This window comes from Immundisolibacter cernigliae, assembly GCF_001697225.1.
In the GTDB taxonomy this organism is placed as follows: domain Bacteria; phylum Pseudomonadota; class Gammaproteobacteria; order Immundisolibacterales; family Immundisolibacteraceae; genus Immundisolibacter; species Immundisolibacter cernigliae.
Map to the genome: position 1 here is coordinate 1,105,067 of NZ_CP014671.1, position 21,474 is coordinate 1,126,540.

Consider the following 21,474-nt stretch of genomic DNA (forward strand, 5'->3'; position numbering starts at 1 on the left):
GTGCGGCGCACGCCCCGCGGCGGATTTCAGGCACAAAAAAAGCGGGTGGACATCGCTGTCCACCCGCTTTTTCATTTCTGTTGAGGCAGGTTTAAGCCTTACAGGGCCTTGCTGACGCTGAACACGGCACGGCCACCGCACCAGTCGCCAAAGGCGCCGCCGCCGAAGCACTCGCTCTTGCTCAGCTCGGTGTCGGTGTAGGCCAACTTCAGGCCGATGCCCGCCACGGTGGTGGAGGCATACACCGACCAGTTGTTGTAGTCGGTGGTGCCGAATTTGGCATTACGCTCGATGTCCTGGTGGCCGAAGGTGCCGCCCAGGGTGAACGAACCCACCGGCGCCGACAGGCCCAGTTCGGAGTACAGACCCTTGCCGGTTTCGTTGTAGAAGTTCGGGCTCCACAGGACCAGCAGGCTGGCGGTGGCCGACCCGATCGGGTAGGTCAGGGTCGGGCCGAATTCCCAGTAGTCGTACTTCAGGCCGGAGCTGTCGGCGACGCCCGGGTAGTTGTAGTACACGCCGCCGAACTTCCAGCCCAGGTCGTCGATCTTGCCGGTCATGCCGGCATACAGGTCGATCTCGATCTGCGCCTGGTCGCCGTCGTTGAAATCGACATTGGAGGCCCACACACCGGCATAGGCGCCACTGCTGTGCGCGTAGTCCAGGCCGCCCTGAATGGCCGGCTTCTCGTCGGTCTGGCTGATGCCGCGGAACACATAGTCGGTGGTCAGGCCAACGTTGCCGGTGATGTCGGCTGCAGCCGCGGTTGCGGCCAGCAGGCCGGCCGCAGCCAGCGTGGTCAGGATTACTTGCTTCATGAGTTGCTCGTCTCCCATTGCTGTAGGCAATTGCTTCACGATTCCTTTGCCAGACGGGCAAGCCACCCAGGGGGCAAAGGGCCGCGAATGGTACAAGCAAGTGTCGGGCCAATCAAACCGGGCTTTGGTGTGGCATTTGTCCCTTCGATGCAATGAGGATGTCTCGCTTTGAAGCGCGGCGCCCGATTCACGATCCAAGGTGGTGCAACCGACGTCACTCGGCAACACAGGGATCTCCAGCCATCCGGCACCGGCAATTGCTCGGCAGGCGAACGTGCGTTGGTATTTCCCGGACCCGGAACGCACAATTCCGGGCGCCCGGGCTCACCGGGCCGGTACTGCAATCCGGGAGAACACAACATGAGCGTGCTGAAAGAATTTCGGGAATTCGCCATGCGCGGCAGCGTGGTCGACATGGCGGTCGGCATCATCATCGGCGCGGCCTTTGGCGCCATCGTCAAGTCGCTGGTCGACGACGTGCTGATGCCGCCGATCGGCCTGCTGCTTGGCCAGGTGGACTTCTCCAACCTGTTTGCGGTGCTGCGCGAGGGTGCAACGGCCGGTCCGTATGTGTCACTGGCGGCGGCCAAGGCGGCCGGCGCGGTCACCATCAACTACGGACTGTTCATCAACTCGATCATCAGCTTCGTGATCGTCGCGTTTGCCGTGTTCATGCTGATCCGCAGCCTGAACCGGCTCAGGAAGGCCGAGCTTCCGCCGGCCCCGGCGACCCGGGACTGCCCCCACTGTTGCACGGCCATTCCGGTGGCGGCGACCCGTTGCCCGAACTGCACCTCGCAGCTGTGATCTGAAACGCGCCCGGCGCCGGCTGCGGATGGGCGGGCCGCTATACTGGCCACCCGTTCTTTTCGAATCCCCGCCATGTCGTCCGATACGCTGCACCGGTTCACGTTCGCCCAGGCACCGGTGCGCGGCCTGCTGGTGCAGCTCGAAACAACCTGGCAGGACGTGCTGTCGCGTCACCATTACCCGCCCGCCGTTCGCGACCTGCTCGGCCAGCTGCTGGTCGGTGCGGCGCTGCTGGGCAGCAATCTGAAGGCCGCCGGACAGGTCATCGTCGAGCTGCGCGGTGCCGGCCCGCTGCGTCTGCTGGTGGCCGACAACCGGACCGGTTCCACAGTGCGGGCGCTGGCACGCTGGGAAGAACCGCTGCACGACACCGACTGGCACGCGCTGCTGGGTGACGGACGGCTGGTGATCACGCTGGATGCCCGCGGCGACGGGCGCCGCTACCAGGGCATCGTGGAGCTGGCCGCCGGCGGCCTCGCGGCCACTCTCGAGGGTTATTTCGCGAGCTCCGATCAGCTGCCCGGCTGCATCGTGCTGGCGGCGGACCAAACGCGCGCAGCCGGCTTGTTGCTGCAGCGCCTGCCGGGCAGCGCCGGGCCGGACGATGCGGCGCAGTGGGATCACGTGGCGGCCCTGGCCGGGACCACACGCCCGCAGGAACTGCTGCACCTGGAGCCGACACGCTTGCTCGGCCGGCTGTTCGGTGACCAGGACCTTCACCTGCTGGCGTCGCAGTCGATGCGGTTCGGCTGTTCGTGTTCCGTGCCGCGCGTGGAGGCGACGCTGCTGGCGCTGGGCCGGGCGGAAATCGAGTCCCTGCTGGCCGAACGCGGCGGCATCGACGTGGACTGCGAGTTCTGCAATCAGCATTACCACTACGACCGCGCCGCGGTGGAACGCCTGCTGGATGACATGGGGAGCGGGCCGCTGCACTGACCGCGGTGCGCCGTCTAGTCCGGGGGCGGTCAGAAGGTCTTGTCAGTCACCAACGGTGCCAGAACGGCGCGCAGAAAATCGCTCGCCAGCGCATGAATGCCGGGTGCGCCGGTCTCGCGCGGGCCAGCCAGATTCACGCTGGTCACCGCGCAGGCCTGCAGCCAGCGCTGCACTTCCAGCGGCTGCCAGGGCCGGCGCAGGTCGATGACCAGACAAGGCTTGTCCAGCGCGCAGGCCGCCTCCACCGTCAGCAGCGTGCCACCGCCCAGGCCCCCGTGGCACAGCACCAGCGTGGCGTCGGCCTCGGCCACGTTGCGCCGCGTACGCTCGGCGTAGTCGATGGTGTCGGTTTGCGCGAGCGGATACCGGGCATCGATCGGTCCGTCTTCGGCCCGCCGGCCGGCCGGACACCAGCCGCCGCAGGGCAGGCCAAGCTCCAGCGCCACGTCCAGCGCGGCGCGATCGACGCCGGTCTGGCCGCCGGAAATCACACGCAAGGGTTTACCTGGCAACGCCACGCGCCGCCCAGGCCATCAGCAACCAGGCGGCAATCCAGGCCGTTCCACCGAGCGGGGTGATCGCCCCCAGCCAGCGCTGGCCGGTGATCGCCAACAGGTACAGGCTGCCGCTGAACAGCAGCACGCCCGCCAGCATCAGCCAGCCGCTCCAGCGCAGCGCGCCGTTGGTCGGCGCATGCAAGGCCAACAGGCCGACCAGCAGTAGGCCAAGCGCGTGGTAGACGTGGTACTGACTGGCGGTCTGATAGATGGCCAGCAGATCTGCCGGCAGTCGCCCGCGCAGCCCATGCGCGCCGAAGGCGCCCAGCATCACCGCCAGCGCCGCATTGAGCGCGCCGGCCATCAGGAAAAAACGTGCCGCGGCCATCAGTGCAGCGCCCGCTGCAAACGCCGTCGCCAGTCGCGCAACTGCGGATGCTCGGTGCCCAGCAGCTCGAACAGGGCCACGCAGGCCTTGCGCGCGCCGTCGTCCAGATAAGCGCGCTCGCTGACGATGGCGTCCAGGAAATGGCCAAGCGCGACATCGATGTCGCCCTCACGCAGGGCGTGCAGGGCCAGCTGGTAATCACCCTGCGCCGGCCCGGGCGGCAGGCCGGCCGGATCGGTTGTCAGCAACCCGGCGATCACACGTGCCGCATCTGCGGCGGCAAAACTGTCGGCATCCTCGCGAATCCCGGCCGCCAGGATCAGGGCCTGCTCCGGGTCGTCCAGCACCAGTGCCAGGGCCAGCAGGCCGCGGGCGTCGCGCAGCTCCGGTTCGGCGATCAGCGCCGCCTGCAGCAGCGCGCGGGCTTGCTCCCGCCGGCCGTGCGCAAGGTGGTCACGCGCCTCGGCCAGCTGGCGCCGTGCCGGGGTCGGAATGCGGCTATCGAGCCACTGGACCAGCGCACCCTGCGGCATGGCGCCGCTGAACTCATCGACCAGTCGGCCGTCGATGAACAGCTTGACCGCCGGAATGCCGCGCACCTGATACTGCTGCGCCAGCGCCGGCTGGGCGTCGACGTCCACCGTCGCGAGCTTCCAGCGGCCCTGCGCGGAAGCGGCGAGTTGTTCCAGAATGGGCCCCAGCATCTTGCACGGCGCGCACCAGGCGGCCCAAAAATCGACCACCACCGGCAGTTGTGCCGAGGCGTCGATCACGTCGTGCTGGAAATCCCTGACCTCGTAGTCCATGGCAGTGGCCTTGTTTTGAAGACGCCCGATTGTAGCCAAGCCTTCGCCGCCACCCTGCCCGATTACCTCGCGCCGGGCCTGCGCCTGCTGTCGGTGGGCATCAATCCGTCGCTGCGGGCGGTGCGCGAGGGCTTCTATTTCCCCAACCCGCAGAACCGCTTCTGGCCGGCGCTGAATGCCAGCGGCCTGCTGGCAGCGCCGGTCACGCCCGGTCCGGCGGCAATGAATCTGATCCTGGCCCGCGACCGTATCGGCTTTACGGACCTGTGCAAGACCGCGTCGTCCATGGCGCACCATCTGCGCGCTGAGGATTACCGTGCCGGCGCCAGGCGCCTGGCGGCGGTGGTAGCCGACTGCCGGCCGCCGCTGCTGTGGTTTCACGGGGCCACGGCATACCGGGCATTCTGCCGACATGTGCTGACGCAGCAGGATGTGATCGCGCCCGGCCTGCAGCCCCAGACCTTTGCCGGGGCGCGCATCTTCGTCAGTCCCAATCCGAGCCCCGCCAACGCCCGCTACAACCTGGCGCAATTGATCGACAGCTACCGCCAGCTGGCTGCCTGCATCGCCGGCAACGATGACGGCACCGGGCGTAAGCTTTCAGGCATCGTGTCGGCCTGAGTTCCGGAACCGCTGGTGGCAAGAATCCTGCGCTTTCGAAGCCGCGACCAGTTGTCGGGCGAGCGCGCCCACCGGCAGTGCCAGGACGGTTATCACAACTGGCAACTGGTGGACCTGGGGCCGCACGCGGCGCCCGGTCGCACGCCGTCCCACTGGCGCTGCGCCCGCTGTGGCGAGGAGCGCGATGGCGCCACGCCCGGCACGCCGCCGGCCGGCCGAACCTGAACCGGCGCGCCTTCCGGCCGAAGGTTTTTTTGACTGAACGATCGGTTTTTGGTCACGACCTGGCGCGGCCGCACTAGACTTGCCACCGAGGCGCCACTTCGAAACCGCCCCCGACATACCCTGCAAGAGGAGCCCCGTCATGGACATGGCCACCCGCTCGTCACTGATCGACTACGCCGCCCTGGTGCGGCCGGACCGCGTGCACGGCAGTCTGTACACGGACCCCGCCATCTTCGAGGAAGAGCTCAGCCGCATCTGGTACCGCGAGTGGGTGTTCGTGGGCCACGAGAGCGAGGTACCGAACATCGGCGACTACCGCACCGGCCTGCTCGGCCAGCAGCCGATCCTGATCACCCGCGGCAAGGACATGCAGGTGCGGGTGATGCTCAATCGCTGCACGCACCGTGGCAACACCATCTGCCAGGCGCGCCGCGGCAACGCGCAGACCTTCACCTGCTCCTACCACGGCTGGACCTACAGCTGCGAAGGCGATCTGAAGGGCATCCTGTTTCGCGAGGACTACCCCGCCGACTTCAGGCGCGAGGAGCACGGCCTGTTTCGCGTGCCGCGGGTCGAGCTTTATCGGGGCTTCATCTTCGCCAGCATGGGCAAGACCGGCAAAAGCCTGCAGGAACACCTGGGGCCGGCCGCCGCCAACATCGACCGCTTCTGTGATCTTTCGCCGACCGGCGAGATCACCATGAACCACGGCGTCTACCAGATGCGCATCGAGTGCAACTGGAAGATGTGGATGGAGAACTCGGTCGACTCGTACCACGTCTACCAGACTCACGGCTCGAACATGTACCTGGGCAACATGTTCGAGGCCAAGGAAGGCCAGAAACCGCCGCCGCCGGGCAAGGGCTATTTCGGCCTGATTCACGCCCGTGACCTGGGCAACGGCCACTCGGACCTGGACATGCGCCCGCAGCGGCGGGTGACCGGCATGACCTACACCGGCGAGTGGTCGAACGAGATTCCAGAATCCGCCCAGCGCGAGTATCTGGCCGGCCTGGAGCACCTGCACGGCAAGGACAAGGCCAATCAGATACTCACCGAAGGCCCGGCGCACACGGTGATCTTTCCGAACCTGTTCAACATGCTGCAGGAAATCCGCTGGTGCGTGCCGGTCAGCGTGAACGAGACCTACATCTACTACGCGCCGTGCCTGTTCAAGGGCGCGCCGGACGCCATCAACACCGCCCGCCTGCGCCGTGACGAGGGCGCCTACGGCCCGGCCGGCTTCCAGCTGGCCGACGACATCGAGGTCTGGGCGCGCAACTACCAGGGCCTGGCTGCACGTTCCCAGGAATGGATACTGATGAACCGCGGCCTGCACCTGCCGGTGACTCCGGACGAGGATGGCATCCCCTACCAGGGCGATCTGAGCGAGCTGACCATGCGCTCGCAGTGGCGCCATTACCTCGAACTGATGAGCAACCCCTGAGCAGGAGCGCGCAGATGCCTTTCGATCGCTACGCCGTGGAGCAGTTCCTGTACCGCGAGGCGCGCCTGGCCGACGAGCAGCGCCTGGACGACTGGCTCACCCTGTGGGACGAGGACGCCCTGTACTGGGTGCCCTGCAACCAGGACGACGTCGACCCGGCCCGGCAACTGTCCATCATCTACGACGACCATGCGCGTCTTCGCCTGCGCGTGGCGCGCATCACCAAGACCGGCATGGCGTGGACGCAGGAACCGCGCTCGCGCCTGCGCCGGCTGGTGTCCAACATCGAGATCTACGACGGCCCGGACGGCTTGATCCAGACCTTCTCCAACTTTCACCTGACCGAGCTGCGCGTGAACCGGCGCGACCCGGTGGAGTGGATCGGCCGCACCGAGCACCGCCTGCGGCCGCACGGTGACGATTTCAGGCTGGCCTTCAAGAAGGTCATGCTGATCAACAACGACCACGAAATGACGCAGCTGTCGTGCATGGTGTAGCGTTGCCGGCCGCCCAGCCCGGAGTATTCGCATGACGCGCTATCAGGCCCTGCTGCAGGACGCCAAGACCCGCATCCGTGAAATCGGCATCGACGATCTGCACACCCAGGCCGCGGGTCTTGGCCTGCTGATCGACACCCGCGAGCCGGCCGAGTGGGCCGAGGGCCACATTCCCGGCGCAACGCCGATACCGCGCGGGATCCTGGAAGGCAAGATCGAGCAGCTGGCGCCGGATGTCGACCAGCCCATCGTGCTGTACTGCGCCTCCGGCGGACGCTCGGCGCTGGCCGCCGACAGCCTGCAGCGCATGGGTTATCGCAAGGTGCTGTCCCTGGCCGGTGGCTTCAACGCCTGGCGTGACGCCGGGCATCCGCTGCAGCGCTAGCGCGCGACCTGGACAGCGCCAGCACGGCGCGCGTTCCATACCGTTCATCAGGCGCGCCGGGGCGGTCACCTACAATACGCGACCCCTCGAACGAAGCCTGCCCGTCATGTCACGCCCCGCGCCCGCCCCGCTGCACCTCGCCTTCGACCTGCCGGCCGAAATCCTCTACGACGATGCCGGCCTGGCCCGTATGGATCGGACCTTCGTCGCCTGGCTTGCCGGGTCTGACCCCGGCCTGACAGAGCGCCTGCTGGCCGGCCGCAGGCAGCCCGAAACGCTTGACGACAAGGCCCACAGCGAACTGCTGGTCACGCTCGCGCCCCACCTGGAAGATTTTCTGGGCCAGCTGTTCGGCATCGGCGCCGAGGTGCGCGCCCTGCAGGCCCGCCACCACGCGCTGGCGCCGCTGTATACCTGCAAGCGCCAGTTCGTGCAGCGCCAGGCGGCGCGCAAGCTCACCGCCGAGCAGGCGGCGGGCGAGGACGGGCCGGCGCTGGCCGCGCAGCTCGAGGCGCTGTTTGGCGAGCCGTTCTCGGATCTGGCCTTCGCCCGCCACGTGAATGATTGGTCCGATGCTGCGCAGCAGCACATCCACGGGCTCGATCTGGCGCTGCGCTACGCCGGATGGGCGCTGCACGCGCCGGCCGGCCAGGCGCAGCATGGCCACGGCGTGCTGTTTCGCGAGCCGCACAAGCTCGACCCGCAGCGCCTGGTGCCGGTCAGCACCGTCACCGAACAGGTCATCACGCGCCACGGGCTGGACGCGCAGCATCTGCGCCGACGCGAGGGCTTTGCCCTGACCGACCCCGGCGGCGATCTGCAATACGCCCAGGACCAGGCCAATTACTGCATCTGGTGCCACAACCAGGACAAGGATTCGTGCTCGCACGGCCTGCGCGAGAAGCAGGGCGGCTTCAGATACAGCGCGCTGGGCGTGCCGCTGCAGGGCTGCCCGCTGGACGAGCGCATTTCCGAGATGAACCTGCTCAAGTCCCAAGGCTACAGCGTCGGCGCGCTGGCGATGGTGACCGTCGACAACCCGATGGTGGCCGGCACCGGACACCGCATCTGCAACGACTGCTCCAAGGCCTGCATCTATCAGAAACAGGAGCCGGTCGACATTCCGCAGGTGGAGACGCGCACGCTGCGCGACGTGCTGGACCTGCCGTGGGGCTTCGAGATCTACAGCCTGCTGACGCGCTGGAACCCGCTGGACCTGAAACGCCCACTGCCGCGCCCGGCCAGCGGGCGCAAGGTGCTGGTGGCCGGCATGGGTCCGGCCGGCTACACGCTGGCGCATCACTTGCTCAATGACGGCCACGCCGTGGTCGGCGTCGACGGCCTCAAGATCGAGCCGTTGCCGGCGGACCTCACAGGCGTCGAAGCGGACGGCACGCGCCGCCCGCCGCGTCCGATCCGCGACGTGGAGGAGCTGTTCGAGCCGCTGGACGCGCGGGTCATGGCCGGCTTCGGCGGCGTGGCCGAGTACGGCATCACCGTGCGCTGGAACAAGAATTATCTGAAGCTGATCCGCCTGCTGCTGGAGCGTCGGGCGGGTTTTCGCCTGCACGGCGGCGTGCGCCTGGGCGGCACGCTGACGCTGGAGGATGCGTTCGATCTGGGCTTCGACCACGTGGCGCTGGCCATGGGCGCCGGCCGGCCGCGCTACGTGGACGTGCCCAATGGTCTGGCCCGGGGTGTGCGCCAGGCGTCCGATTTCCTGATGGGCCTGCAACTGACCGGCGCGGCGCGGCGCGGCTCCATCGCCAACCTGCAACTGCGCCTGCCGGTGCTGGTGATCGGCGGTGGCCTGACCGCCATCGACACCGCCACCGAGGCGCTGGCCTATTACCCGCTGCAGGTGGAGAAATTCCTCGCCCGCTACGACACGCTGTGCGCCGAGCGCGGACAGGATGCCGTGCGCAGCGCCTGGGATGCCGAAGAGCAAACCATCGCCGACGAGTTCATCGCCCACGCGCGCGCCATCCGCGCCGAGCGCGAGGCGGCGGCCACGCAGGCCCGTGCCCCGCGCATTCTGGAATTGCTCAAGTCCTGGGGTGGCGCCACGCTGGTCTATCGGCGCCGGCTGGTCGATGCGCCCTGCTACACGCTCAATCACGAAGAAGTCCTGAAGGCGCTCGAGGAAGGCGTCGAGTTCGCCGAATGCCTGGCGCCAGGCGCGGTGCAGGTGGACGCCCACGGCCACGTGAGCGGCCTGGAAGTCGAGCTTCAGGCGCCGGGCGAGGACGGCAAACTGACGGCCACCGGACAGCGACAGCTAATGCCCGCGCGCGCCGTGCTGGTGGCCGCCGGCACGGTGCCCAACACCGTGCTGCAACGCGAAGCGCCGACCGGACTGGCGCTCGATGGCGGCTATTTCCGCAGCCTGGACGAGAACGGCGAACCGCAAGCGGCGCCGCGCCTGGCCAAGTCCGGCGAGGTGCCGATGCTGACCCAGCGGCGGCCCGACGGCCGGGCGGTCAGCTTTTTCGGCGATCTGCACCCGAGCTTCGCCGGCAACGTGGTCAAGGCCATGGCCAGCGCCAAGCGCGGCTATCCGGTGGTCAGCCGGCTGCTCGGCGCGCACGCGCCGGCCAGCCAGGAAACGGCAGACGCATTTCAGCGCCGCCTGCACGGCCTGCTGCGGGCACACGTCGAGCGCGTGCAGCGCCTGACGCCGACCATCGTCGAGGTGGTCGTGCACGCGCCGCTGGCGGCGCAGCGCTTCGAACCGGGCCAGTTCTACCGCCTGCAGAACTTCGAGACCCTGGCCCGGCGCGACGACGACACCACGCTGGCCATGGAGGGCCTGGCCCTGACCGGCGCCTGGGTGGACCGTGAACGCGGGCTGGTGGCGCTGATCGTGCTGGAGATGGGCGGCTCGTCCGATTTGTGCGCGCATCTGACGCCGGGCGAACCGGTGGTGCTGATGGGTCCGACCGGCGCGCCGACCGAAATCCCGGCCGGCGAGACCGTGCTGCTGGCCGGCGGCGGCCTGGGCAATGCGGTGCTGCTGTCGATCGGCAAGGCGCTGCGGCAGGCCGGCTCGCGCGTCGTCTACTTCGCCGGCTACAAGAATGCGCAGGACCGCTACCACGCGCCCGACATCGAGGCCGCCGCCGACGTCGTGGTCTGGACCTGCGATCAGGCGCCCGGCTTCACGCCCGGCCGGGCGCAGGACCGGGCCTTCACCGGCAACATCGTGCAGGCCATGGGTGCCTATGCGGCCGGGGAACTGGGCGAGGTGGCGATTACCCTGTCGGACGTCGACCGCATCATCGCCATCGGCTCGGACCGCATGATGGCGGCCGTGACCGCCGCCCGCCACGGCGTGCTGGCGCCGCACCTGAAATCGCACGTCGCCATCGGCTCCATCAACTCGCCGATGCAGTGCATGATGAAAGAGGTCTGCGCCCAGTGCCTGCAGGGCCGCCGCGATCCGGCCAGCGGCCGGCCGCTGGCACCGGTGTTCACCTGCTTCAACCAGGACCAGCCGCTGGACGAGGTGGATTTCGCCTGCCTCGGTCAGCGCCTGCGCCAGAACGGCGTGCAGGAGAAACTCACCGGCCAGTGGATAGACCGCAGCCTGCGGCGGCTCGGGTTGCGCCAATGAAGCGCTGAATAAATCCATCCTGGATTTCTCAGCGCCCGCCATCCAAAACCCTTGTGTGAGCGTAGCTTTGCTGCGCGATGATCGCCCGGCACAGCCGGGCTCCTACAGCCGCTGACTTTGGCAGCGCGTCCCTGCGCTGCGGGATGTCGAAAAAGGGCTTTCCTGCCCTTTTTCGACTCGGCCCGGGCGGGCTACCACATCAGATCATCGGGGACCGGATAGTCGGCGTAGGGATCGGGCGCCGCCTCGGCCGGCGGCGGTGATTCCGCGTTCAGCACCACCACCAGCGTCGGGTCGCGCTCGGCAATTTTCTGGGCTGTGGCGGGCGGCACCAGCTCGAAGTTCCTGCCCAGCCGGACCACCGCCAGCGCGCCCTTGACCACCTGCACACGCTGCGCTTCGTGCAGGTAGATCTTGCGGATCTTGCCGGACTCGACGAACTGATACGCCGCCTCCCCGCCCTTGCGATCCAGCCGCTGGCTCTCGATCAACTGGCGCAGCTGCGCCGCCTGTGCCTTGCGCTCGCGCTGTTCCTGTTGCTGGCGGTTGTGCGCGCGGTCGCGCTCGGCCTTGTGCTGCTGAGCCTGGCGCAGCTGCTCGGCCGCCGGATCCGGCGCCGGTCCGCGCCGGGCGGTGTCGCGCTTGTGTTGTGCCGCCTTCTTGAGCTGATCGGTCTTGACCAGGCCAGCCTTGAGCAACTGGGCCTGCAGCTGATTCAACGGATTGGCCATCTTTGCCCCGTGTGTGGTGGTGTCGGACCGGCCGTCAGGCTGCCACAAAGCCCCGACCGGCGGCGAACTGCGCGCACTGGTTGAGCGCCGACAGGATCATGGCGTGGCTGGCAATGCCCTTGCCGGCAATGTCGAAGGCGGTGCCGTGACCGACCGTCATGAACAGGTACGGCATGCCGATGAAGCCGCCGCAGTTGCCCTCGAAACCCCAGGTCTTGAGCGCGATGTGGCCCTGGTCGTGGCACATGGCGACCACCACGTCGTAGCGGCCGTCGATGCAGTGCCGAAACACCGTGTCGGGCGAGATCGGGCCACTGACGTCGATGCCGCCGGCGCGCGCCTGCGCCACGCCGGGCGTGATGGCGGCGTCCTCTTCCGGGCCGTGGGCGTGCGGGTTAAGACCCGCCACGCCGATGCGCGGATTGGCCACGCCCCAGCCGCGCAGGGTGTCGTGCGTCAGGCGGATCGAGCGGGCGACCAGATCGGCCGTCAGGCCGGCGCACACGTCGCGCAGGTACACATGATCGAAGATGTGGGTGATGCGCAGCGGCCCTGAGAACAAGGTCAACAGGCGCTCGCCGGGCTTGGCGTTCAGCAGCGCGCCAAGCGCGCCGGCAGCGGCCATGGCCTCCGAGTTGATCGGGCCCATCACCAGCCCGGCCACCTCGCCGCTCTGGGCCAAGTCCTGCGCCTGGCCGATCCAGCGGCCGACGGCGGCGCCGCAGGCGGCGCGCTCCTGGCCGTAAACGATCTCGGCCGGGTCCAGCTGCCCGTCGTCCAGGATGGATATGACGCGCGCGTCATCCTGGGCCGCCGCGACCGATGCCACCGGCTTTACGACCAGATCGGCATCTGCCACCGCCACGCCCCGGCGCATGGCCTCGGCGCTGCCGATGAACAGCAGCCGCGCCAGACGCTGCGGCTGGCCGGTCGCCATGGCCTTGGCAAGAATCTCCGGGCCGACGCCGCACGGATCGCCAATGGGGACAGCAAGGGCGGGTTTGGTCATGATTTGAGGCTCCTCTTGATTCGGTTCCGGCACCGGCGGCCGGCGAGTCTGACACCGGCGGACATATTGTCGCGCCGCACCGGCAACAAAAAGCCCCGGGCGCCTTGTGGGCCCCCGGGGCTTTTTTCGAACAGAAACGCTGAAGTGGTCAGCGCCGCGTCGGGTACAGGTCGGCGGACCTTACATCATGTCCATGCCGCCCATGCCACCCATTCCGCCCATGCCGCCCATGCCGCCCGGCATGCCGCCGCCGGCTTCCTTCTTCTCCGGTGCTTCCGCCACCGCAACTTCGGTGGTGATCAGCAGGCCGGCGATGGAGGCTGCGTTCTGCAGGGCCACGCGCGTCACCTTGGCCGGGTCCAGGATGCCCATGGCAACCATGTCACCGTACTCGCCGCTGCCGGCGTTGTAGCCGAAATTGGCGTCCGAACCCGAACGCACCTTGTCCAGAATCACCGACGGCTCGTCACCGGCATTGGCGACGATCTGGCGCAGCGGCTCGTCCATGGCGCGCAGGGCGATGCGCACGCCGACGTTCTGGTCTTCGTTGATGCCCTTCAGGTCCTTGATCTTGGCCGCCGCGCGCACCAGCGCCACGCCGCCGCCCGGCACCACGCCTTCTTCCACCGCCGCACGGGTCGCGTGCAGGGCGTCCTCGACGCGCGCCTTCTTTTCCTTCATCTCGACTTCGGTGGAGGCACCGACCTTGATCACCGCCACGCCGCCGGACAGCTTGGCCGCGCGTTCCTGCAGCTTTTCCTTGTCGTAGTCGGAGGACGTGTCCTCGATCTGACGGTTGATCTGCTTGATGCGCGCCTGGATGTCCTCGGCCTTGCCGGCGCCATCGATCAGGGTGGTGTTGTCCTTGTCGATCTGCACCTTCTTGGCCTGACCCAGGTCTTCCAGGGTGGCCTTCTCCAGGGTCATGCCGGTTTCTTCGGCGATGACGGTGCCGCCGGTCAGGATGGCCATGTCCTCGAGCATCGCCTTGCGACGATCACCGAAGCCCGGCGCCTTGACCGCGCACACCTTGACGATGCCGCGGATGTTGTTGACCACCAGCGTGGCCAGGGCCTCGCCCTCGACGTCCTCGGCCACCACCAGCAGGCTGCGGCCGGACTTGGCGACCGCTTCCAGCACCGGCAGCATCTCGCGGATGTTGGAGATTTTCTTGTCGTACAGCAGGATCAACGGGTTATCCAGCTCCACGTTCATGGACTGCTGGTTGTTGATGAAGTACGGCGACAGGTAGCCGCGGTCGAACTGCATGCCCTCGACCAGCTCCAGCTGGTTCTCCAGGCTCTGGCCTTCCTCGACCGTGATCACGCCTTCCTTGCCGACCTTGTCCATGGCCTCGGCGATGATCTCGCCGACCGAGGTGTCGGAGTTGGCCGAAATGGTGCCGACCTGGGCGATCGACTTGCGGTCGGTGCAGGGCTTGGCCAGCTTCTTGATTTCCTCGACCGCAGCGGTGACGGCCTTGTCCAGACCGCGCTTCAGGTCCATCGGGTTCATGCCGGCGGCGACCGCCTTCATGCCCTCGACGGCGATCGACTGCGCCAGCACGGTGGCGGTGGTGGTGCCGTCACCGGCCTCGTCGGAGGTGTGCGAGGCCACCTCTTTCACCATCTGCGCGCCCATGTTCTCGAGCTTGTCGGCCAGCTCGATTTCCTTGGCCACGGACACGCCATCCTTGGTGATGGTCGGCGCGCCGAAGGACTTCTCCAGCACCGCGTTGCGGCCCTTGGGACCCAGGGTGACCTTGACGGCGTTGGCCAGGGTGTTGACACCCCGCATCATGGCGGTGCGGGCATCGGACCCGAAATGCACCTGTTTAGCAGCCATTGTTCAATTCCTCAGTGAATGGTTGGGTGTGGACGAGGTTCAGTCTTCGACGATGCCCATCAGATCGTCCTCGCGCATCACGAGGACTTCCTTGTCGCCCAGGGCGAGCTTGACCTCGGTACCGGCGTACTTGCCGAACAGCACCTTGTCGCCGACCTTGACCTGCAACTTGCGCACTTCGCCGTTGTCCAGCATCTTGCCCGGGCCGACCGCGAGCACTTCGCCCAGGATCGGTTTTTCGGTCGCCGAGTCGGGCAGTACAATGCCGCCCGCGCTCTTGCGTTCCTCTTCCATGCGACGAATCACGACACGGTCGTGAAGGGGACGAATGTTCATTCATGCCTCCGGTAATGAACTGCGAAAAAATCCAGCCGGACCCGCACGTTTCAGGAACGGGCTGCCGGGATGTATTGGCACTCTCGTGCCGAGAGTGCCAAATGATAGGCGCAACGCCCCTCGCGTCAAGGGGGCACGCCGATCACCCGCACCAGATGGGGCCTTGGAGAGCGCTTTGCAAGGCCCTGTCGGCGCCAAAGCCTGAGTCGGCATGACCACCGATGCTCTGCCCTATCGCCTGCTGCTGTCTGCCTGTGCCGATGGCGCCGGTGCCGCACGAATCGCCGACACGCTGGTCGAAGAAGGCCTGGCTGCCTGTGTCACGCTGCTGCCGGGCGCCCGCTCCGTGTATCGGTGGCAGGGACAACTGGAAAGGGCCGACGAATGCCTGCTGCTGATCAAGGCGCGCGCCGATGACTACCCCGCACTCGAACGCCGGCTGCTGGAGCTGCATCCCTATGCGGTGCCGGAGCTGCTGGCCCTGCCGGTGCTGGGCGGCAATCCGGCGTACCTTGCCTGGTTGGAATCGGGCGGTGGGTAGGGCGCTGGCGCTGCTGGCCGGCTGCCTGCTGCTGTCACCGACCGCCAACGCCGATCTGGCCGACCTGCTCGGCGACAGGCCCACCATCCTGAGTCCACAGCAGGCTTTCGCGCCGCAACTGGTGGCCGGCGCCGACGGCCGGCTGCAGGTGCAGTTTCGCATCGCGCCTGGCCATTACCTGTACCGCGATCGCCTGCAACTGACCGACGCCACCGGCGCGCCGCTGCAGGCCGAGCTGCCGCCGGGCGATGTTTACGACGACCCCGAATTCGGCCGCGTGGCGGTCCTACGCGGCGACCAGAACATTCATCTCCCCGTTCCCGCCCGCCCGGGCGCGGCCATCGGCCTGCGCTACCAGGGCTGCGCGCAGGACCGGCTGTGCTACGCGCCGGTCAGCGTGCAGCTGCAACTTCCGGAGTGATTGCCGATGAGTCTGCGTCGCCGGCTTGGCATTGCCGCCCTGCTGCTTGTGGCCTTGGCCTCCGGCATGGCGCTGCGCACCTTTCTGCTGCCGGGACCGGCACTGGAAGCGATCAGCGATGGCGTGATGGTGGAAGACTTTTCCCTGCCGGACCTCGACGGCCAGCCGCGCCGGCTGTCCGAGTTCGCGGGCAAGACGGTGGTGCTCAATTTCTGGGCCAGCTGGTGCGGACCGTGCCTCGAGGAAATGCCGGATTTCATCGACCTGCAGAACCGCCATGGCCACCGCGGCGTGCAGTTCCTGGGCGTGGCGGTCGAACAGGCCGCGCCGGCGCGGGAACTGGCCACGCGCCTTGAGCTGAACTACCCGAGCCTGGTCGGCGACCTGGAGGCCATGGACATCGCCCGCCGGCTGGGCAATACGGCCGGTGTGCTGCCGTACACCGTGCTGATCGGCGCCGACGGGCGGGTACTGGCCCGACTGGAAGGCCGGGCCGATCCACAAGATCTGGAAAAATGGCTGAACGCGGCCGGCGCAGTGCAGGATCCGGCCGACTGAGGAAGCGCTACATGGTTCAACCCCCCGTTTTCACGGGGGCCAGGCCTGGATTTCCTGGCGCCCGCCGGAACCCGTACACGCTTTGTGTAGGAGCCCGGTTATGCCGGGCGATGTTTTGGCCGCAATCGCGTAGCTCAGCTGCGCGATGATCGCGCCGGCGCGCAGGCGGGAATGATCGCCCGGCACAGCCGGGCTCCTACAGCCGCTGATTCTGGCGGCGCGTATCGGCGCTGCTGAATACCTGCGTGTTTCCCTAGACGACCCGCCGCCATACTGCGGCGCGGCCATCACCCTGCACCCGCCCTTCCGCCGCCAGCTTGATCAGGTGGGCATAGACGGACAGCTCGGCCAGGGCGTGCAGGGCTTTGGGGACGGCCGCATACAGCTCCGCCACCAGGTCCGGGATGCTGCGCCCACGGCCGCCTTCCAGGGCCTTGAGAATGGCCGCCTCGCGCGCCAGGCGGTGGTCGATCACGTGTTGCAAGGTGGCCTGCGCACCCTCCATCAGCCGGCCGTGCCCAGGGGCGATGCGCTCGATCGGCTCCTGCTGCAGACGCCGTAGCGAGGCCAGATAGGCCGCCATATCGCCGTCGGGCGGCGCGATCACCACGGTGGTGCCGTCCATCAGATGGTCGCCGGCGAACAGCAGGCGCTGCGTTTCGAGCAGGTAGCAGATGTGATCCGCGGCATGGCCGGGCGTGCGCAGGGCGCGCAGCGGGCCGGCGTCGGTCGGCAAGGTATCGCCGTCGGCCAGCATGCGGTCGGGCGCGAAACCCGGCGTGCTGACGCCGGCCAGCGCGATGCCGCTGCCGTACACCGGCACGCCGCAGTCGCGGGCCAGTTCCCGCGCACCGGGGGCGTGGTCCGGGTGGGCGTGGGTGACCAGCACGGCGCTGATGGCATCGCCCACGGCGCGCTTGATGGCTGCCAGGTGCGCCGGTGCATCGCTGGCCGGGTCGATGACCAGCACCTGACGGCTGCCGACCAGGTAGGTGTTGGTGCCGGGGCCGGTCATCAGGCCCGGATTGGGCGCCGTGATGCGCCGCACGCCGGGCCACACGTCGACCGCCGCCGCGAACGGAAATTCGGCACGGATCTGTGGCGTGTCGAAGGGGTTGCCGGCGGCATTCACAGCGCCACCCCGCGCAGGTCGATTTCCTCCACACCTTCCGGCAGCGGCAGGCGCACCCGCTCGGGCTTGCCGTCCGTGCCCAGAATCAGTTGCGGCTGAATGGGCGGCACCTCGCCGATGTCGCGCGCCGCGGCAAGCACGGCCTCGACCGACGCATGGCGGGCCAGGAACTGGAGCTGCTTGCGCGTCGCCGGCACCAGGTTGAAGCTGCCGGCAGCGTGCCGGGCCAGGGCGTCCTGCGGACGGACCCAGCAGTGGTCGACGGTTTCCTCGCCGTCGTGCAGTGGTTCCTGACCGACCGGCGCCCGGCACAGGAAAAACCGCGTGTCGTAGCGGCGCGGCATGCCCTCGGGCGTTATCCAGTGGCTGTAATAGTGGATCTCGCCCAGCGGCAGGCGCAGGTGCTCGCGTTCGCAGATGGCCGCCAGCGTGGTCTGGCCGGCATTCAGCGCCGCCCGGTACGCCGCGAAGCGTTGCTGCGTTGCCGGTTCGTGCAGGCTCAAGGTGTGTCCTGCGGCATCGGCCGCCAGCAGCACGCCGGCTTCCTCGAAACACTCGCGGATCGCCGCCAGGTAGAAGGCCAGGCCGCCATTGGCGATGCCCAGCCGCGCGCTGGCCTGAGCGGCGTCGAGCCCGCTGCACACGCGCTCGGCCTGCGCGCCGCCGTCGCTGCGATCCACCCCGCCGCCGGGGAACACGTAGGCGCCGGCATTGAAATCGCTCTTGACCGTGCGCAGCAGCATGAACACCTCGAAGCCCGGCGCGCCGTCGTTCGCATCGCGCACCAGCACCACCGTGGCGGCATCCCGTAGGCTCATGGTTCTGTACTCCGTATGACGGGTCAGCGCACGCTGACCGAACGGCCATTATGGCCCGCCCGGCTGGCCCACCGGCTCGCTCGCGCCGGCGTCGCGGCTTAAGATTCGGGGCCATGCGCTCCTTCCTGACAGTAGCGAACCTGCGCTGGCGCTACCTGCTCGCACTGGCGGTGCTGGCCGTACTTGTGGCGGCCGCAATGACCGTGCCCGAGCGCGCCCGGCGCTACGCCGAGCAGACCCTCGCCGAAACCACGGGCGGCACCGCCCGTGTGGCGGCGCTCGATTTCGACCCTTTGCGGCTGGCGCTGCGGATCGACGGCCTGCACCTGACCGATCCTGATGGCGCCCTGTTGCTGGCTGCGGACGCCATCACGGCCGACCTTGCGGTCGACTCCCTGTGGACACGCAGCGTGCATCTTGACTCCCTGACGATACGCGGTGCGCGCGGGCAGCTCGGCCTGCTGGAGGGCGGCGGCATCAGCCCGCAACTGCCGCCCGGCGGCGGCGATGGCAGTCCCCCGCCGCGGCTGCGCATCGACCGGATGAACGTCGATGGCAGCGCGCTCGTCGTGCGCGATGCCAGTGCGCGGCCGGCGGCCGCGCTGCGCCTGACCGATCTGGTCGTGTCGATAGCCGGCTTCGACAGCCAGGCCGCAGAACCGATTCCCGTGCTGTTGCGTGGCCGCGCAGGCGGCGGCACGCTGCGCCTGCAGGCCGACCTCGTGCCGGCGCCGCTGGCGCTCGAAGGCAGCTTTTTACTGCAGGGGATCGACGCCGGACCGGCATTGGCCTACCTGGAGCGCGCGCTGCCCCTGAAAGCGCGCGGGGACGAATCGACGCCCACGCCGGGCTGTCGCTGGCTGCCGGCGGGGCGCTGCGAATCAGAGACGGCCACGTGAGCCTGCGCCAGAGCGCGCTTGCCGATGCCAGCGACGCCCCGCTGGCGCAGATTGCCGAACTGGCCGCGGATGAGCTGGCCCTTGATCTGGCCGCCCGGCGCGTGTCCGTGGGCCGGATCAGCGGACGCGACAACTGGTTGGCGCTGGCGCGGGCGCCTGACGGACGAATCAACCTTCAGAACTTGACCCGCCAGGCCGGCAGCGACGAAACGGATCCCGCCAGCCCAAGCTGGCAGGTCACGCTCGGCGCCCTGGCGCTGACCGGCCAGCGCCTGAGCATCAGCGATGAAACGGTGCAGCCGGCGCTGCAGCAGGACCTCACACTGGAGCAGGTCGACATCGGTGCGCTGGGCTCGCCGGACAAGGTGCCGGTGAGCCTCACCGGCAGCCTGGCGGACGGTGGCACCTTCGGGCTGGCCGGCGAGGCGGTGTTGCCAGCCGGCCCGGCCGAGCTTGAAATCACCGCCAGGGGCCTGCCCCTGCCGCCGCTGGTGCCCTACCTGCCGGACGTCGGCCCGGTCGCGCTGCGCAGCGGTACGGCAGCGGCTACCGGACAGCTGACGCTCGGCGGGCCGGGGCCCGAATTCCGCGGCCAGGTCACGCTGTCCCATGTCGATTTGTGGGACACCGAACGCGACGAGGCGCTGCTGGAGCTGCGCACGCTGCGCGTGGATCAGCTGCAGGCCAGCGCGCAGGGCGTCACGTCCAGCAAGATATGGATCAACCGGCCGGTGCTGCGGGCCGTCATCACCGAGAACCGGCAAAGCAACCTGTCGCGCTTCGGGCCACGCGACGTGGCGCCAGTCACCGACTCACCAGTGACCAACGATGGCCCGGGGCCGGCGCCGATGCGCTTCGCAGTCGACACGGTGCGCGTCAGTCGCGGCACGCTCCACATCGAAGACCGCAGCCTGACGCCGCATTTCGCGGTCAGCATCGAGCAGCTGAAAGGCGACATCGACGGCCTGGCGAGTGACGCCACGCAGCCGGCGCGCGTCGCGCTGAACGGTCGCATCGACCAGTACGCGCCAGCCACGGTCGAGGGCAGCTTTACGGTCGGCGTACCGCGCGAAGCCGCGTTCAAGCTGTCCTTCACCGGGGTCGAGATGGCGACCTTCACGCCCTACGTGAGCAGGTTTGCCGGCTACCGCATCGAACGCGGCACGCTGGACGTGGACCTCGATTACACGGTCACCGGGCCACAGGTGACCGGCAACAACCGGATCATCCTCAACCGTCTGGTGCTGGGCGAGCGGGTGGACAGCCCGGACGCGCTCGACCTGCCGCTGACCCTGGCCCTGGCGGTGCTCAAGGATTCGCGCGGAGTCATCGACGTCGCCCTGCCGCTGCGCGGCGATCTCTCGAACCCGCAGTTCGACTATGGTGCCCTGATCGGCAAGGCGATCAGGGCGCTCGTGGTCAAGGCGGTGAAGGCGCCCTTCACCCTGCTGGCGCGCCTGGTCGGCGGCAAGGCAAAAGACCTGCGGACGGTCGCATTCGCCCCCGGCAGCGCGCAGTTGCCGGCCACGCAGACGGAAGCCCTGCAGAAAGTGGCAAAGGCGCTGATCGCGCGGCCGCAGCTCACGCTGCACATCCACCCGCTGGCAGACCAGAACGACGCCCGGGCCCTGGCGCAGCAGGCGCTGGGCGCGGCCCTCGGCCAGGCGGCCGGTGAAGATGATGACCCGTTCGAGGGCGATGCCGACTGGACCGAACGCCTGATCGCGCTGTACGAAGAGCGTTTCGGCAACGAACCGCCGGCAGTACCCGCACCGGCCGATACCCAGCCGACTGCTGCCGAGCAGCGCGCCGCGGCGGCGCGCGCCGGGCGCGAGCGCCTGCTGGCCGCCATGGCTCCGGATGCGGCGGCCCTGCGGGCACTGGCGCAGGCCCGCGGCGAGGCAATCCGCGCGGCACTGATGGACAATGGCGTGCCCGTCGGGCGCCTGGCGATCGTATTGCCGGCCGAGGATGCGCCGCTGCAGCCTTCGGCCACCAGCGAACTGGTGCTGGCCGGTTCCTGAGGAAACGCGCCGTTCGCGGCGGGGACCCCGCTCCCACCATCGTCGAGGCGGTGTGGGAGGCCCGCCCTGGGGCCGAATGCGCACGGTTTCATTTTCAATCCACGACACAAGAGGAGA

General features: G+C 68.4%; 23 protein-coding genes. 13 read left to right on the forward strand and 10 right to left on the reverse strand.

Annotated features, from left to right (window positions below; genetic code table 11):
- Nucleotides 1-98: 98 nt before the first annotated feature.
- A complete protein-coding gene (locus tag PG2T_RS05230) occupies nucleotides 99-818 on the reverse strand; it encodes a TorF family putative porin (protein ID WP_068803203.1) in 720 nt (239 codons plus the stop codon).
- Nucleotides 819-1,184: 366 nt separating this feature from the next.
- Here PG2T_RS05230 and mscL point away from each other — a divergent pair, with 366 nt between their 5' ends.
- Together mscL and hslO are read left to right on the forward strand one after the other, a co-directional pair.
- Nucleotides 1,185-1,625, forward strand: coding sequence for a large-conductance mechanosensitive channel protein MscL (gene mscL / locus PG2T_RS05235; protein ID WP_068807779.1), 441 nt, complete (start codon nucleotides 1,185-1,187; stop codon nucleotides 1,623-1,625).
- A gap of 75 nt (nucleotides 1,626-1,700) precedes the next feature.
- Nucleotides 1,701-2,564 carry an Hsp33 family molecular chaperone HslO gene (gene hslO / locus PG2T_RS05240; RefSeq protein WP_068803205.1) on the forward strand — a complete coding sequence of 288 codons (864 nt, stop codon included), beginning with the start codon at nucleotides 1,701-1,703 and terminating at the stop codon, nucleotides 2,562-2,564.
- A gap of 29 nt (nucleotides 2,565-2,593) precedes the next feature.
- On the opposite strand, the gene PG2T_RS05245 is transcribed toward hslO, so the two are convergent.
- From PG2T_RS05245 to PG2T_RS05255, 3 genes are read right to left on the reverse strand one after another with little or no spacing between them, the layout of a single operon-like run.
- Nucleotides 2,594-3,055 (reverse strand): putative molybdenum carrier protein, encoded by a 462-nt coding sequence (locus PG2T_RS05245; protein WP_236953326.1) that lies wholly within the window; start codon nucleotides 3,053-3,055, stop codon nucleotides 2,594-2,596.
- A 10-nt stretch (nucleotides 3,056-3,065) separates the two neighbouring features.
- Nucleotides 3,066-3,449 carry a DUF423 domain-containing protein gene (locus PG2T_RS05250; protein WP_193399827.1) on the reverse strand — a complete coding sequence of 128 codons (384 nt, stop codon included), beginning with the start codon at nucleotides 3,447-3,449 and terminating at the stop codon, nucleotides 3,066-3,068.
- Nucleotides 3,449-4,255 carry a tetratricopeptide repeat protein gene (locus PG2T_RS05255; RefSeq protein ID WP_068803211.1) on the reverse strand — a complete coding sequence of 269 codons (807 nt, stop codon included), beginning with the start codon at nucleotides 4,253-4,255 and terminating at the stop codon, nucleotides 3,449-3,451. Before PG2T_RS05255 ends, PG2T_RS05250 begins: the two co-directional genes overlap by 1 nt.
- Nucleotides 4,256-4,270: 15 nt before the next feature.
- Here PG2T_RS05255 and PG2T_RS05260 point away from each other — a divergent pair, with 15 nt between their 5' ends.
- The 6 genes from PG2T_RS05260 (at nucleotide 4,271) to PG2T_RS05285 (ending at nucleotide 11,043) form a co-directional block, all read left to right on the forward strand.
- Nucleotides 4,271-4,876, forward strand: coding sequence for a mismatch-specific DNA-glycosylase (locus PG2T_RS05260; protein ID WP_068803214.1), 606 nt, complete (start codon nucleotides 4,271-4,273; stop codon nucleotides 4,874-4,876).
- Nucleotides 4,877-4,891: 15 nt separating this feature from the next.
- Nucleotides 4,892-5,101 (forward strand): hypothetical protein, encoded by a 210-nt coding sequence (locus tag PG2T_RS05265; protein WP_068803216.1) that lies wholly within the window; start codon nucleotides 4,892-4,894, stop codon nucleotides 5,099-5,101.
- A 139-nt stretch (nucleotides 5,102-5,240) separates the two neighbouring features.
- Entirely contained in the window at nucleotides 5,241-6,548 is a 1,308-nt protein-coding gene (locus PG2T_RS05270; protein WP_083214782.1) for an aromatic ring-hydroxylating oxygenase subunit alpha, read from the forward strand.
- Between the two features lie 14 nt (nucleotides 6,549-6,562).
- The gene (locus tag PG2T_RS05275; protein ID WP_068803218.1) at nucleotides 6,563-7,045 is read left to right on the forward strand and encodes an aromatic-ring-hydroxylating dioxygenase subunit beta; all 483 of its coding nucleotides are present in this window, start codon (nucleotides 6,563-6,565) and stop codon (nucleotides 7,043-7,045) included.
- A gap of 31 nt (nucleotides 7,046-7,076) precedes the next feature.
- The gene (locus PG2T_RS05280; RefSeq protein WP_068803220.1) at nucleotides 7,077-7,430 is read left to right on the forward strand and encodes a rhodanese-like domain-containing protein; all 354 of its coding nucleotides are present in this window, start codon (nucleotides 7,077-7,079) and stop codon (nucleotides 7,428-7,430) included.
- 106 nt (nucleotides 7,431-7,536) lie between these two features.
- Nucleotides 7,537-11,043, forward strand: coding sequence for an FAD-dependent oxidoreductase (locus PG2T_RS05285; RefSeq protein ID WP_068803222.1), 3,507 nt, complete (start codon nucleotides 7,537-7,539; stop codon nucleotides 11,041-11,043).
- 191 nt (nucleotides 11,044-11,234) lie between these two features.
- Here the strand turns inward: PG2T_RS05285 and PG2T_RS05290 are convergent, their stop codons facing one another.
- The 4 genes from PG2T_RS05290 to PG2T_RS05305 form a co-directional block, all read right to left on the reverse strand.
- A complete protein-coding gene (locus PG2T_RS05290) occupies nucleotides 11,235-11,774 on the reverse strand; it encodes a DUF2058 domain-containing protein (protein ID WP_068803224.1) in 540 nt (179 codons plus the stop codon).
- Nucleotides 11,775-11,808: 34 nt separating this feature from the next.
- Nucleotides 11,809-12,783 (reverse strand): PdxA family dehydrogenase, encoded by a 975-nt coding sequence (locus PG2T_RS05295; RefSeq protein ID WP_068803226.1) that lies wholly within the window; start codon nucleotides 12,781-12,783, stop codon nucleotides 11,809-11,811.
- Nucleotides 12,784-12,963: 180 nt separating this feature from the next.
- Nucleotides 12,964-14,628: a chaperonin GroEL gene (groL, locus tag PG2T_RS05300; RefSeq protein WP_068803228.1), complete on the reverse strand. Its 1,665-nt coding sequence runs from the start codon at nucleotides 14,626-14,628 to the stop codon at nucleotides 12,964-12,966.
- A 39-nt stretch (nucleotides 14,629-14,667) separates the two neighbouring features.
- Nucleotides 14,668-14,964 carry a co-chaperone GroES gene (locus PG2T_RS05305; protein ID WP_068803230.1) on the reverse strand — a complete coding sequence of 99 codons (297 nt, stop codon included), beginning with the start codon at nucleotides 14,962-14,964 and terminating at the stop codon, nucleotides 14,668-14,670.
- Between the two features lie 211 nt (nucleotides 14,965-15,175).
- Here PG2T_RS05305 and cutA point away from each other — a divergent pair, with 211 nt between their 5' ends.
- Genes cutA through PG2T_RS05320 form a run of 3 tightly spaced genes read left to right on the forward strand, consistent with a single transcriptional unit; the run spans nucleotide 15,176 to nucleotide 16,484 of the window.
- Nucleotides 15,176-15,505, forward strand: a complete 330-nt coding sequence (cutA, locus tag PG2T_RS05310; protein ID WP_068803232.1) for a divalent-cation tolerance protein CutA — start codon at nucleotides 15,176-15,178, stop codon at nucleotides 15,503-15,505.
- Complete coding sequence (locus tag PG2T_RS05315; protein WP_068803234.1) at nucleotides 15,498-15,926, forward strand: protein-disulfide reductase DsbD N-terminal domain-containing protein; 429 nt, start codon at nucleotides 15,498-15,500, stop codon at nucleotides 15,924-15,926. Before cutA ends, PG2T_RS05315 begins: the two co-directional genes overlap by 8 nt.
- Nucleotides 15,927-15,932: 6 nt before the next feature.
- Nucleotides 15,933-16,484, forward strand: a complete 552-nt coding sequence (locus PG2T_RS05320) for a TlpA family protein disulfide reductase (protein WP_068803235.1) — start codon at nucleotides 15,933-15,935, stop codon at nucleotides 16,482-16,484.
- Nucleotides 16,485-16,737: 253 nt separating this feature from the next.
- On the opposite strand, the gene PG2T_RS15760 is transcribed toward PG2T_RS05320, so the two are convergent.
- Together PG2T_RS15760 and PG2T_RS15765 are read right to left on the reverse strand one after the other, a co-directional pair.
- Nucleotides 16,738-17,616: an MBL fold metallo-hydrolase gene (locus PG2T_RS15760; RefSeq protein ID WP_083214784.1), complete on the reverse strand. Its 879-nt coding sequence runs from the start codon at nucleotides 17,614-17,616 to the stop codon at nucleotides 16,738-16,740.
- On the reverse strand, nucleotides 17,613-18,434 hold the full coding sequence (locus PG2T_RS15765) for an NUDIX hydrolase (protein WP_083214785.1): 822 nt from the start codon (nucleotides 18,432-18,434) through the stop codon (nucleotides 17,613-17,615). Before PG2T_RS15765 ends, PG2T_RS15760 begins: the two co-directional genes overlap by 4 nt.
- A gap of 113 nt (nucleotides 18,435-18,547) precedes the next feature.
- Here PG2T_RS15765 and PG2T_RS05330 point away from each other — a divergent pair, with 113 nt between their 5' ends.
- Both PG2T_RS05330 and PG2T_RS05335 read left to right on the forward strand, forming a co-directional pair.
- On the forward strand, nucleotides 18,548-19,333 hold the full coding sequence (locus PG2T_RS05330) for a DUF748 domain-containing protein (RefSeq protein ID WP_068803236.1): 786 nt from the start codon (nucleotides 18,548-18,550) through the stop codon (nucleotides 19,331-19,333).
- Nucleotides 19,291-21,357, forward strand: coding sequence for a DUF748 domain-containing protein (locus PG2T_RS05335; protein ID WP_472382575.1), 2,067 nt, complete (start codon nucleotides 19,291-19,293; stop codon nucleotides 21,355-21,357). The genes PG2T_RS05330 and PG2T_RS05335 overlap by 43 nt, the downstream gene beginning before the upstream one ends.
- Nucleotides 21,358-21,474 lie beyond the last annotated feature (117 nt).

Bases quoted from the DNA above. Each gene is read 5' to 3' on its own strand.
- PG2T_RS05230 (WP_068803203.1), bottom strand. From the start codon at position 818: ATGAAGCAAGTAATCCTGACCACGCTGGCTGCGGCCGGCCTGCTGGCC.
- hslO (WP_068803205.1), top strand. From the start codon at position 1,701: ATGTCGTCCGATACGCTGCACCGGTTCACGTTCGCCCAGGCACCGGTG.
- PG2T_RS05250 (WP_193399827.1), bottom strand. From the start codon at position 3,449: ATGGCCGCGGCACGTTTTTTCCTGATGGCCGGCGCGCTCAATGCGGCG.
- PG2T_RS05255 (WP_068803211.1), bottom strand. From the start codon at position 4,255: ATGGACTACGAGGTCAGGGATTTCCAGCACGACGTGATCGACGCCTCG.
- PG2T_RS05270 (WP_083214782.1), top strand. From the start codon at position 5,241: ATGGACATGGCCACCCGCTCGTCACTGATCGACTACGCCGCCCTGGTG.
- PG2T_RS05275 (WP_068803218.1), top strand. From the start codon at position 6,563: ATGCCTTTCGATCGCTACGCCGTGGAGCAGTTCCTGTACCGCGAGGCG.
- PG2T_RS05280 (WP_068803220.1), top strand. From the start codon at position 7,077: ATGACGCGCTATCAGGCCCTGCTGCAGGACGCCAAGACCCGCATCCGT.
- PG2T_RS05285 (WP_068803222.1), top strand. From the start codon at position 7,537: ATGTCACGCCCCGCGCCCGCCCCGCTGCACCTCGCCTTCGACCTGCCG.
- PG2T_RS05290 (WP_068803224.1), bottom strand. From the start codon at position 11,774: ATGGCCAATCCGTTGAATCAGCTGCAGGCCCAGTTGCTCAAGGCTGGC.
- PG2T_RS05295 (WP_068803226.1), bottom strand. From the start codon at position 12,783: ATGACCAAACCCGCCCTTGCTGTCCCCATTGGCGATCCGTGCGGCGTC.
- groL (WP_068803228.1), bottom strand. From the start codon at position 14,628: ATGGCTGCTAAACAGGTGCATTTCGGGTCCGATGCCCGCACCGCCATG.
- PG2T_RS05305 (WP_068803230.1), bottom strand. From the start codon at position 14,964: ATGAACATTCGTCCCCTTCACGACCGTGTCGTGATTCGTCGCATGGAA.
- cutA (WP_068803232.1), top strand. From the start codon at position 15,176: ATGACCACCGATGCTCTGCCCTATCGCCTGCTGCTGTCTGCCTGTGCC.
- PG2T_RS05320 (WP_068803235.1), top strand. From the start codon at position 15,933: ATGAGTCTGCGTCGCCGGCTTGGCATTGCCGCCCTGCTGCTTGTGGCC.
- PG2T_RS15765 (WP_083214785.1), bottom strand. From the start codon at position 18,434: ATGAGCCTACGGGATGCCGCCACGGTGGTGCTGGTGCGCGATGCGAAC.
- PG2T_RS05330 (WP_068803236.1), top strand. From the start codon at position 18,548: ATGCGCTCCTTCCTGACAGTAGCGAACCTGCGCTGGCGCTACCTGCTC.